7 protein-coding genes are annotated in these 12264 nt (G+C 49.4%); 5 read left to right on the forward strand and 2 right to left on the reverse strand.

All coding sequences use genetic code 11. The features are described from left to right. Positions 1-492: 492 nt before the first annotated feature. The 3 genes from PKI34_09560 (at position 493) to PKI34_09570 (ending at position 8058) form a co-directional block, all read left to right on the forward strand. Positions 493-3813 carry a SusC/RagA family TonB-linked outer membrane protein gene (locus tag PKI34_09560; GenBank protein HNS18052.1) on the forward strand — a complete coding sequence of 1107 codons (3321 nt, stop codon included), beginning with the start codon at positions 493-495 and terminating at the stop codon, positions 3811-3813. Positions 3814-3865: 52 nt separating this feature from the next. Further along, on the forward strand, positions 3866-5482 hold the full coding sequence (locus PKI34_09565) for a SusD/RagB family nutrient-binding outer membrane lipoprotein (GenBank protein HNS18053.1): 1617 nt from the start codon (positions 3866-3868) through the stop codon (positions 5480-5482). A gap of 65 nt (positions 5483-5547) precedes the next feature. Further along, on the forward strand, positions 5548-8058 hold the full coding sequence (locus tag PKI34_09570; protein ID HNS18054.1) for a peptide-N-glycosidase F-related protein: 2511 nt from the start codon (positions 5548-5550) through the stop codon (positions 8056-8058). A 411-nt stretch (positions 8059-8469) separates the two neighbouring features. Here PKI34_09570 and PKI34_09575 read toward each other — a convergent pair whose 3' ends face one another. Both PKI34_09575 and PKI34_09580 read right to left on the reverse strand, forming a co-directional pair. Continuing rightward, the gene (locus PKI34_09575; GenBank protein HNS18055.1) at positions 8470-9126 is read right to left on the reverse strand and encodes a dockerin type I repeat-containing protein; all 657 of its coding nucleotides are present in this window, start codon (positions 9124-9126) and stop codon (positions 8470-8472) included. Between the two features lie 13 nt (positions 9127-9139). Beyond that, a complete protein-coding gene (locus PKI34_09580; protein HNS18056.1) occupies positions 9140-10570 on the reverse strand; it encodes a T9SS type A sorting domain-containing protein in 1431 nt (476 codons plus the stop codon). Positions 10571-10690: 120 nt separating this feature from the next. On the opposite strand from PKI34_09580, the gene PKI34_09585 reads away from it, so the two are divergent. Together PKI34_09585 and PKI34_09590 are read left to right on the forward strand one after the other, a co-directional pair. Continuing rightward, on the forward strand, positions 10691-10933 hold the full coding sequence (locus PKI34_09585) for a DUF2007 domain-containing protein (GenBank protein ID HNS18057.1): 243 nt from the start codon (positions 10691-10693) through the stop codon (positions 10931-10933). A gap of 24 nt (positions 10934-10957) precedes the next feature. Continuing rightward, on the forward strand, positions 10958-12259 hold the full coding sequence (locus tag PKI34_09590) for a deoxyribodipyrimidine photo-lyase (protein HNS18058.1): 1302 nt from the start codon (positions 10958-10960) through the stop codon (positions 12257-12259). Positions 12260-12264 lie beyond the last annotated feature (5 nt).

The following is a 12264-nucleotide window of genomic DNA, read 5'->3' on the forward strand; positions in this document are numbered from 1 at the left end:
ATGAACCAGCCCTGGACCGTGAGCGGCACGGTAACGCGGGTAATTGACCTGACGACACTGCCACCGGGAGCCTATATGCTGACCATCAGCGGCGACCAGGTGAATTATCACAAGAAGGTCATCCTTCTGACCCTTTATTAACCTTTCCTGCCTTCCCGGGGTGGTGCATCCAATGTTTTCAGGATACACCACCCCACAGGGGAAAGGCAATCTACGAAGCTTTTACTGCCAGGCTCTGTTCAGCTTGTTGACTTCATAGCGTATTCTCTTTTCTTGCTTGCTTTCCAACGACGCCCTGCCCGCAGGATTAATTATTGGCGTGTGATGTTGAAAACGAAATCAAGGAATCCATTAAAAAGAGAAGATTTATTCTTAACTTCATCGCCCGAAGGTTATCCTTATAAAATTCAAGCCATGAAACAGATATATATCACATTATAGAGCATTTTCATTTTTTACTGGCCAACGGGCAGGACTTAATCTATCAGGAACATGAGCGTGAAAATACTATTCACCCTTGGGCTAACGATCATCACCAGTTTTGTCTTTTCGCAATCCAGGACCATAAAAGGAAAAGTCACTTCAGAAGATGACGACCGGGGTATTCCTGGCGTAACGGTAATGATCAAAGGGACCGTTAAAGGAACAGCGACAGATCTGGAGGGGAACTATTCCTTATCCGGTGTTTCCTCGGACGACACGCTGCAGTTCAGCTATATCGGATATAAGACTCTTGAAATTGCTGTATGGGAACAATCCGTGATCAACGTTGTTCTAACGGTTGCAGCAAGGGAGCTGGAAGAAGTCGTGGTCACGGCCCTGGGTGTGAAGCGCCAGGAGCGGGAAATCGGGTACTCCACCGAGCGCATTGAGCCAGAGGTGGTAGCCAGGTCCAATTCCCCCAATATCCTGAATGCCATCGTTGGACGGGTGGCAGGAGTCCAGGTATCGCAGGGGGATGGCGTTGAGGGTGGGTCTACCCGCATCGTCATCAGGGGAAACAATACCCTGAGTGGCAGAAACCAGCCTCTGATCGTCGTTGACAATGTTCCCATGGAAAACATTCCCGGGCTGGAGAATATCGGCAGAGGTGTTGACTGGGGTAATTCCATTTCGGATATCAACTCGCTGGACATTGAGACCTATACGGTTTTGAAGGGCGGTGCAGCTTCCGCCCTGTATGGTTCCAAAGGAGCCAATGGCGTGATACTGATCACCACAAAAAAAGGAAAGAAACAGGAAGGCATCGGCGTTTCATACAGTTACAGCTACAAATGGGTGCACCCTTACCGTTTCAGGGAAATGCAGAACACTTACGGTGCCGGCGGCCCCATCTCCTTTACACCTCCCGCCTTTCCAATGGACGGGGATACATTGCTTTACCCGGGTATTTATGGTACCGACAACCTGATCATCAATCAGGATGGGGATACACGGTCCACAACGGAAGAGTTCGGCTATTATGGATCGGCTGTTTCCTGGGGACCCAGGATGGAAGGACAAATGGTCAGGTGGTGGGACGGAAAGATGCGGGCTTATTTACCACAGCAAAACAACTATGAATCTGTGTTCCGGGATGGTCATACCCAGACGCATAACATTGCCGCATCGGGAGGCAATGACAAAGGCAGCATCCGCGTGTCCATCACACGTCAGGATAACAGGGCCATCGTGGATAACAGCAATTTTGACCGGACCACGATCAACCTGGGCTCGAGCCTGAAAATATCTTCCAGGGTCGCAGTTGATCTCAGCTTATCCTATATCAACTATAACCGGTTGAACAGCCCAATGCTGGGGGAATCAGCCGACTCATTCAGCAAAGGATTTCTCTATTCCTGGCCGAGGAGTTATCAGGGAATTGACCGGGAATTCTATGCGTATCCCGATGGCTCTCAAAATCCACAGGAAGGATACCCTTTTCTGTACATCAATCCAACACTCTGGTGGGATTATTTCAACAATAACACCACGCTGAAAAGGGATAAGTACCTGGGGGCGCTCAGCCTGACCTACGATGTTACTTCCTGGCTGAACCTCACCGGACGCGCAGGCAGGGATTTCAACCTGGATCAATACACTTCCAGGAATAAGCCCATTGACGTGCTGGGCATTAAAGAGGGCTATTATGCCAACAGCCTGAACAGAACCTATTCCGACATCTTCGAAGGAATGATCACAGCCTGTAAGGATGACATCCTTCACCCGGGGATAAATGTGAAATTCACGCTTGGAGCCAGCCGCTGGGATTACCGTCTGTATGAGATCAGGGGTCATTCGGGCCGGTGGTACTTTCCCAACCGCTATACGTTCGATAATTACACATCACCAACCTACATCACCAATGAAGATGGCGAGGTGATCCTTGAAGATCCCGGTGATTCCCCGGGCGGGATGGTACCGGGAGAAGGCATCAAGCAGGAAAGAAACAACTCAGTTTATGCGTTTTTGAACCTTTCCTACGGCAACTTCATTTTTCTGGAAGCCACCGGCCGGAACGACTGGTCATCCACCCTTCCGCCCGAGAGCAATTCGTATTTCTACCCTTCGGTATCCTTAAGCTTTGTTGCCACGGAAGCATTCAATATACAGGAAAAGCTCGGCTGGCTCAACTTCATGAAGATAAGAGGGGGATGGTCGCATACGGCCACTGACACCGAGCCCTATATGCTTGACTTTAACTATAATTCAGGTATGTTTGGAGGTGACCAGACGGCAGGCTTCCCTGACATCATACCACCCATTGAATTATTGCCGCAGCGGGTGAATTCGTGGGAAGCCGGGCTGAACCTTGGCCTGTTCGAAAACCGCATTGACCTGGATTTCACTTATTATAACAAGTATTGTTATTCACAGATCCTGGAGGGCCTTCCGATTCCCACTTCAAGCGGCGCACAAAAAATCACCATCAACGAGGGCGTCATTACGAACTACGGGTTTGAGTTCATCCTGAACACGGTTCCCTTGCAGAAAAAGAATTTCCTGATCAAATCAGGGATCAATTTCTCCCGCAACAGGAACTATGTGGAAAGCCTGGGAGACAATGCAGAAGTTTATCCGCTGGCGGATATCTGGGGTTTGAACGGTCCTGCCATGGCACTGCGGGAAGGAGATGAGTATGGAACGATCTATGGCTACGATTATGTGTACCACGAAAATGGCAGCCCAATCGTGAATGAGGAAGGGACGAAATACCTGATCACCGACACGCGCGTCCCGATCGGGAATGCTTCTCCGGATTTTATTGCCGGATGGCAGACCGAGTTGGTCTACAAAGGGCTCAGGCTGGTCGCGTTAATCGATACGAAATGGGGAGGCGAGATCTATTGCGGATCCTACGTCATTGCCCTGCAGACAGGGCAGAGCAATGAAACGTTGCTGGAAAGGGAAGGCGGAGGGCTGCCCTACACGGATCCGGATGGCAATACCTCCAATATCGGGATCGTACTCGATGGGGTCTATGCAGACGGGACTCCCAATGATCACGTTGTTCATTATTATTACAAATACCTGCCCAACGCGGGCGGATGGGGTAAATTCCTGTCCACCCCCGGGATCCTTGAAAACTCCTGGGTAAAAATGAGGGAGATATCCCTGTCGTATTCCTTACCCGGAAAGATCGTTGAAAAGACAAAGATATTCCAGAACCTGACGTTGTCCATTGCCGGGAGGGATCTGTTTTACCTCTATACCACCCTGCCCGACAAGATCAATCCTGAAGGGATCATGGGATCAGGAAACGCACAGGGCTTTGAATGGGGATCACTGCCCGGAACGATGTCGGTTACTTTTGGCGTAGCCGCAGCTTTCTGAAGATTATGAATGAAAATCAAAGATGTGAGGAAGGATTAAGGTCATGAACAGAATGCATCGATCATCCGGTTTATATTTCATACTGCTCCTGGTACTGGTCTCCTGCACCAGGGATTTCGAGGAGATCAACACCAATCCGAACACGTTCACCACGGCCAGTGACGGCGCACTGTTCAACAGTGTGATCGCCTCGCTGCAACTTGGATGGAATGAGCAGTTTTACATCAACAATGAGATTTTGTACAAACAAACCCAGCAGGCTGCACTGACCGAAGAAGCCTGGGGAAATTTCACGCTGGGAACTGAAGACATTTGGAGCAACTATTACGGGGCCTTACCCGAGATCAGGGAACTTCAGAAACGCTTCAGCACGTACGATGATTCACCGGGTGTCGTCAACATGAGAGCCATGCTGGAGATCACCCTGGCTTTGAAAACGTTTAAAGTTACAGATCTGTTCGGAGACATCCCGTTCAGCAAAGCGGGCTACGGATTTCAGGACCTTGATCTGCTGCGCCCGGAGTATGACAGCCAGAGGGATATTTACCTCACATTGCTGGATGCATTGAAATGGGCTGATGAACATATTGATGAAAGCGCCGAAACCGCAGAACCTTTTATTACCTTTATCCAGTTCGACAAGCTGTTCAACGGGGATATGCAGAAATGGAAGAAACTGGCCAATTCGCTGAGGCTTCGCCATGCCATGAGAATGGCGGAGAAAGAGCCGGAACTGGCAGGTGAGATCATCCGGGAGATCATCGAAAACGACAGGCCGGTGTTTTTAGGGTATGATTTCATCACCCCCGTGTTTGAAAGTGCCTGTTTATGGCCCGCAGCCATCGGATTCCGGAATGAAAGCCTTAACTGGTCGTTCAGGGAGCACAACAACCTCAGGATGGGATCCAATGTCTGGCATCAGCTTTCAGAGAACGACAACACGGACGGCACCGGGATAGTTGATCCGCGTGCCTATATCTTTTTTGAAACCAACAATGACAATCAGTGGGATCCATTCCCCCAGCTACCGGAAGCAGGCACACCCTCGGAGGGGGGAATTCCGTATGGCACGCACAGGGACCAGGCCGGTGCCTTCTATATCAAGGGAGAATCCTGCCTGTATTCCCCGTTCAATTACTTCATTGTGGCAGATATGGATTACATGCCCATAATATTCATCACAGGGGCGGAGGTCCATTTTATCAAGGCCGAAGCTTATTTCAGGGGGATCGGTGTAGGGATGGATCAGGACCAGGCCGACATCGAGTATATGAACGGCATCAATGCATCGGTCGAATGGTGGATGATGGTCGCTGGAAACTCACAGCTGCCCACATCACGCCTGGCTTTTTCCGACATGGTCAACATTCCTGATGATGTTGATGCCTCTTCCGTCCTGATGAAGTTTGGCAGCTGGATTGCCACCACCGATGAAGAAAAGCTGCAGTTCATTTACACGCAATGGTGGATGGATGCGTTCCGCCAGCCCTGGGAAGCTTATGCGCTTGCCCGCAGAACAGGTAAAACTCCACGGGAGGGACCCCCTGTCAACCATTACAGGCTCCCCTACCCTCCCTCTGAAGTTGAATTCAATTCAATCAATTGTGAAAAAGCGATTTCCAGACAGGGCGGGAATTCGCCGGAAATCAAAATCTGGTGGATCCCATGACAAAATAATAACTAATAACTAATCACTGATATGAGTACCAGTGCAAATCCAAAAATCATAAAACAATGAAAATTTTCAACTTCAAAATCAGCTTGCCGGCACTGATGATCATTGTGCTGCTACCTCTCCTGCTCACATCCCAGACCAATCAGTACCTTCATTTCGATCGTGTTGACGATTTCGTTCAGCTTCCAAACGCGTCCCAGTATTTTTCCGGAAGCAGCCAGGTCTCCCTGACCGGATGGTTCTATTGTGACGAGTTGGCTTACGGGCAGGGCTATATGGGATTTCGTGCCGGCTCCGGAACGGCCGAATTCTATCTGATCCAGCTGAGTAATGGCGTGATGGAATGCCGCCTGGTGACCACCGACGGATTCCACGAATACGTCGCACCGGCGAACACCATCATTCCTCAGGTCTGGCAGCACATTGCCTGGATCTACGATGGAAGTGCAATAACTTTATATGTCAACGGGAATTTCGTGGGCAGCAAAGCTGCCTCGGGAAATTTTACGGGTGAAACTGTTACGTTTGGCATCGGGAAAAGCATTTTAGGCACTTATAATTTTGTCTATGGCGGGAGAATTGACGAAATTTCCGCCTGGAATAAAGCCCTGACGCAAACTGAAATCCAGGACATCATGGATGATGAGCTGACGGGTACCGAACCAGGACTTCAGTTATATTATAAATTTAACCAGGGAGATCCAGGGGGCGATAACACGGCAATCACTAAACTTATCTCGGAGACCGGCAATGGCGAAAGGGATGCCGATCTGATGAATTTCGCGTTAACGGGTGAAACGTCCAATTTCAATGGTGAGCTGGATCCCGGCTACCAGGCCATCTCGTTTCCGCAAATCCCAAACCATCTGACGAATGACCCGTCATTCGACATTGAAGCCACGGCTACGTCAGGCCTTGGAGTGATTTTCCAGATACTTTCAGGACCGGCCACTATTGATGGCAATGTTGTCACCCTCAGTGGCGTGTCCGGCGAAGTAGCCATTGAAGCCTCTCAACCCGGCAATGAAGTGTTCGACCCTGCAGAACCGATCGTCAATACCTTCATGGTGCTGGATCCAATGACCTTTGTCCCCGAAATTGACGTCAGGCACCCGCTGGAAGGAGAGGTGTTCGTACCTTCTCTACTGGAAATACTGCTTTCAACAGTTTCCACCATCGACTATCCTGAGCTGTTCTATGTCAGGGACGTTAAGTTTGAGATCAATGGCCAGACGATCCATGCCCAGAACCATTTCAACGGTCATTACACCGCCTGGTGGATGCCTCCTGACTGGGGTACGTACAGCATCACTGTGACCTCCACGACTAATTACGGAGCTTCAACCGCAGAGACCATCAGCATCAACCTGGTCCCGGGAGCATCTGACATGGATGTGCTGGCGGCAGAAAACATCTGGCTGAATCCGAATAACGTTTCGCAGATCGTGGCCGCTGAGTTGCCCTCCTATTTTGGAGCCTTCGACAAAGTGACAGCCATCTTGTCGCTTACCTGTCCGCCAACAGGCGGCTGCGGAGAATGGGACAGGGTCGGCGGCGTTGAAGTAAAAGGCCACGACGGGAAATGGTACGAGATCATCCGGTATATTACCCCATATGGCGTAGAATGCTCCAGTGTCATCGATCTGTCTGACTACATGTCACTTCTACTGGGCAAAGTGGAATTCCGGTTCAATTGCAGCACACTTGACAACGGCTACCTGTGGGGACTGACCCTGTACTACCGGCAGGGAACGCCTGAGTATTTTTACAGCACCGTTTATGAGGTATGGAATGAGATCTATCCGTTTGGGGATTATGCCAACCTCCAGCCTGTTGAGAACCGTACACTCGAATTCCCGGAAGGGGCAACTGCAGCAAAGCTGAAACTGATTTCAACAGGTCATGGATGGGATGAAGATTATAATACCGGCAATGCTGCTGAATTCTATGAAGCCACACACCACATATGGGTAAATGGAGAACAGACCTTCGAACAATACAACTGGTACGACTGCAATCCAAACCCGGATGGGTGCCAGCCCCAGAACGGCACCTGGTTTCATAACAGGGCCGGATGGTGCCCGGGTGCCATAGCCCAGTGGTTCGATTACGATATGACATCCTTCATTGCAGAAGAGGATGTCGAGCTGCAATATGTTTTTTATGAAGATTATATCGATCTCTGCCATCCCAACTATCCCGATTGTGTAACCGACGAAACCTGTTTAGATTGCGATGACGGATTCAATCCCACCCTGGATGTCGCCTGCAACCTGGTGGTTTATACGGTTTCACCTGTCATTACCGGAATTCCTGATGGTGATGTGCTCATCCAGATCTATCCAAATCCCGCCGCAGGCCTGATCAAGATCACGGCTGAGGGATCGGCTGTTGATCCTGATCACGCATCTCTTATCCAGCTCTATACTATAACCGGAACACTGGCCGGCGAGTTCACATGGGATGGAAATGCTGTACAGGTAGACCTTTCGGAGTATCCAAAGGGAATGTACATCCTATGGATTCATACGAGAGACAAAACCGTGATGAAGAAGCTGGTGCTGCAATGAGACGATCAGCTTAGAAGATCAAAGATCAAATAGCAAAAAGCAAATGTACTTTTGAAATTTGAAATTTGCTTTTTGATCTTTGCTTTTTGATTTTTAAAATATAAAGGGAATAAACCTTTTACTCTTCTTACTGTATTCCAGGTATTTGTCTCCGAAGATTCCCTGCGTGACCAGCTCGGAAGTTCGTTCAAATGAATAAAGTAAAAATCGCCACTTTTCAGTTTGAGTTGCGTTCTGGAGCTTATCACTCCTTGCTGGTCTTCAATGACCTCGGTCAACCCGTAGCCCTTTTATCAGAACATTATCAATCAGGGGGAAAATACCGACTGAATGGAATGTGAATGGATTGCATGCGGGAACCTGCTTTTACAGGTTAACAGCGAACGACAAACGGCAAAGTAATCGTGATGCCTATGTTTCCATAATAATATTCACGATCCCAATAATGTCCAGTACGTTAACAACACCATCAACCGTGACATCCGCGGCATTGAAGAAGAAGACAGGAGGATTCAGCTCCATGATGTAGTTCACGACCGTGATCACATCGAGCACGTTCACGATTCCGTCTCCATTTGCGTCGCCCGGAAGAAAAGTAACAGCCTGCAGGGTTTCCAGTGCCGATAAGCCGTAATCGTGCCAGCGACCATCCCAGTGCGTGCATCCCGGGCAGCCATCCTGCCACGTGGCTTCTCCGTCAGCCTCCTGGGCTTCAGGCCAGTGATACAGCTTCCAGTAAATGGAATCGTTCTCATTGAAACCCTGTTTACCGGTTTCATAGGGATCATCGCCATATGCGCTGACCGACACACTGGCGGTTGCATTCCAAACCACAGCTCCTGCACATTTTAGTTCGCCATCATCATCATAAAACACGCCGATGTGATCCCCCGCCGTCATTGGTACGCCATTGAAGGTCGGACCAATGCCCAGTGGAATGGCTACGATATGTGAGGAATAGGAAGGAATGTAATCCCAACCCGGAGGCAACTGGGCCTTTAGAAGAACCGGAACGAAGAAAAGGATCGTTGCACAAAACACACGAAAATTGAAGAGGTTCCCTGCCATGGTTCTGTCTCTTTTAATAGTTAAACCGGTTGGACTGCTTGACCAGCTTTTTTATGATGATTTCATGCCCATCGGTGATCCTGACGAAATAAATACCCTGAGCTAATTCCTGGATGTCAAGTTCAGTTAAATTGTCTTCGATACGGGTTTCCATGACCAATTGCCCGCTTCCGATAGCATAAACAGATAAACGTGCATCGCGGGAAATGTTCCCAATGCATTTGATCATCACCAGGTCGCCGGCAGGATTCGGATAGATCTCCACATCACTGAATCCGGTTTCGGTAATGGAAGTCGCCATCAACGTCAGACCAACGATCCCCGAAAGCCCGTTAACCTGATAGATATCCGTATGAGGGAGAGATGGATCGAAGGAAGCCGACAGTTGAAACTCTTCATTGGCTGAAGGACGGTACAGGCGGAAATGCATAGGTTCATCGCTTAAAAAACCTTCGATGGATGATGGTGTTGTAGGGTCATCACCAAAGGCAGTGATGGAAAGTGCTTCTCCCTTCCCTGTATAGACCATCATTCCGCTGCATAAACCGTTAGGTGTGAATGCACCCATATAATCCCCATAAGAAAGACCTTCAATCGTACCCCACGCATCCCCGCTGATGGCGATCGTGTGCGATGTACCCGTAAATTCGACATCGTTCCAGGGAGTAACATTGGTAAGCTGATTCAGTTCAATGTGCGTGGGCCCGATCGGTACAGGTGCATTGAAGGGTGCGAAATCAAGCACATCAGAGGCTAAAAGCAGTATCTGATACGATTTGCCGGGTTCTGCATTTGTCAGGGTATGAATGCCCATGGCAGGCCACCAGATACGGTTGCCGGCAATTTCCTTGGCGATGACCAGATTAGGATCAAGCTGACCAAAGAGGTTATTGGAGGGAACCACCGTCTGGGCCAGGACCGGAAGGATGAACCATCCGGATGGCAGATCCACCATCAGGTCGTTCTCAGCCAGTCCGCCGATGAGAACCAGTACTTCCTCTTCCATCTTAACAATGTATCCCTGATGCGATACCCACCCCTGCTCATCAGCAGGAGGTGGATCGATCTGGTTCACTCCCTCGGCCGGCCAGTAAACCTGGCCGTATGGATTCAAAAGGACAATCAGATCGTTCTCCACGGGATCGAAAATATCCTCCGCCAGAGGAACCGTTGGACTCACCCAGCTGGAAATCCCGCTCCATCCGGCAGGAATGGTTAGTAAATGCCCGCCGATGATCATCGTTGGTTGCTGGAATCCCTGGGTAAGGATCAGGCCGTCATTTGAAAATGTTGCTATTACTGGCTCTCCCAGGGTCCAGCTTACGGAAATTCCCCCTGCCTCACTATAATTTCCGCCGGAGGATATGACCTGCTGGCCCTGTGCCCAATGGATCAGGCTCAATAGAAACAGCAGGCTCACGAGTGTCAATACCGATTTTTTCATGATGTATCAAAATGAATGTCCACTTTTCACTCCAGCAAATACCAGCAGAAAGATACAAAATTATCGCTATGAAGCTACAAAAATAGAGAAATTTCGTATCTTGCCTTAAAAATTCAAACAATGGAAGAACAAGAAGGCATTAAACGTGTTTACACGGGTTCGATCGTAGAAGCTGAGTACCTGATAGAAATACTCCGTAAAAACGGTATTGAAGCGATGCTGCGCAACACGCTGGAAGAAAGCGTCATTGCGGGCTGGGCCTCGGGTTCCCCTGAGGACGCAGCGCTGATCTACGTGACAGAAAACCACCTTGTCAGAGCGTCGGAGATCATCAGTGAGTACCTGAAAGAATCCAAAGAATAAACATTCATCAATCCTTCGTCCCGTATGGCCATCACCCTGTTCTGGTTTCGGAGGGATCTCCGGCTGGAGGATAACACCGGTCTTCACTACGCCTTGAAAGAGAAAGGGAATGTCAGGCCCGTTTTCATTTTCGACAGAAACATCCTCGATAAGCTTGAAGACAGGAATGATGCCCGGATCACGTTCATTCACAGGGCTCTTGAACGCATTCAATCCGAATTGCTCCGCTACGGAAGTTCATTGCTGGTATTACAGGGTGATCCTGTGGAGATCTTTAAAAAATTGACCTCAGAAAAGGAGGTCAGCGCCGTTTACTGCAATCACGACTATGAGCCTTATGCAAGAGACCGCGACAAGAAGATTGCAGACCTGCTGAACGACAGGGGAATTGAGTTCAGATCGTTCAAGGATCAGGTCATCTTTGAAAAAAATGAAGTCACTAAGGCCGACGGAACACCCTACACCGTTTTTACGCCTTACATGAACCGCTGGAAAGCCCATTTTTACGATACTCCCTTTCAAACCTATGATGTAAAAGCGTATTCAACCTCTTTCGATCAACTTTCACCCCGGCCATTACTTTCGATTGACGAACTGGGTTTCATCCCGTCTGAGATAACAATGCCCCCTCCGGAACCGGATAAAGACATCATCCGCAATTACCATCTCACCCGCGATCTTCCCTCTGTCAATGGCACCAGCCGGATGAGCGTCCACCTCCGGTTCGGTACGGTTTCGGTCAGGCATCTGGTACGGCTGGCCTGGGAACTGAATGAGAAATGGCTTAATGAGCTGATCTGGAGGGAGTTTTATATGGGGAACATCCTCTGGCATTTCCCCCGGGTGACAAATTCAGCTTTCAAACCGGCCTACGACTCGATCCACTGGTTGAACAACGAAAAGGATTTTGAAGCCTGGTGCACCGGACGTACCGGTTTTCCACTGGTGGATGCAGGAATGAGGGAGCTGAATACGACAGGTTTCATGCATAACAGGCTCCGTATGGTCACAGCGAGTTTCCTTGTCAAACACCTGCTGGTCGACTGGCGATGGGGAGAAGCCTGGTTTGCCCGAAAACTGCTGGACTTTGAACTCGCTTCGAACAACGGTGGCTGGCAATGGGCGGCAGGAACCGGATGCGACGCCGCTCCGTACTTTCGCGTTTTCAATCCCTATCTCCAGACTAAAAAATACGATCCGCAGGAAAAATACGTTCAGGACTGGGTCCCCGAATACAGGGATCCCGAGCGTTACCCGGCTCCGATCGTCGATCAAGAGATGGCAAGGAAAAGAGTCATTGCCACTTACAGGAAAGCCCTGTTGTAAAAGAA

This window comes from Bacteroidales bacterium, from assembly GCA_035342335.1.
In the GTDB taxonomy this organism is placed as follows: domain Bacteria; phylum Bacteroidota; class Bacteroidia; order Bacteroidales; family JAGONC01; genus JAGONC01.

What these genes read in the sequence shown, in the direction of transcription:
- PKI34_09560 (HNS18052.1), top strand. Translation starts at nt 493, where the DNA reads ATGAGCGTGAAAATACTATTCACCCTTGGGCTAACGATCATCACCAGT.
- PKI34_09565 (HNS18053.1), top strand. Translation starts at nt 3,866, where the DNA reads ATGCATCGATCATCCGGTTTATATTTCATACTGCTCCTGGTACTGGTC.
- PKI34_09570 (HNS18054.1), top strand. Translation starts at nt 5,548, where the DNA reads ATGAAAATTTTCAACTTCAAAATCAGCTTGCCGGCACTGATGATCATT.
- PKI34_09575 (HNS18055.1), bottom strand. Translation starts at nt 9,126, where the DNA reads ATGGCAGGGAACCTCTTCAATTTTCGTGTGTTTTGTGCAACGATCCTT.
- PKI34_09580 (HNS18056.1), bottom strand. Translation starts at nt 10,570, where the DNA reads ATGAAAAAATCGGTATTGACACTCGTGAGCCTGCTGTTTCTATTGAGC.
- PKI34_09585 (HNS18057.1), top strand. Translation starts at nt 10,691, where the DNA reads ATGGAAGAACAAGAAGGCATTAAACGTGTTTACACGGGTTCGATCGTA.
- PKI34_09590 (HNS18058.1), top strand. Translation starts at nt 10,958, where the DNA reads ATGGCCATCACCCTGTTCTGGTTTCGGAGGGATCTCCGGCTGGAGGAT.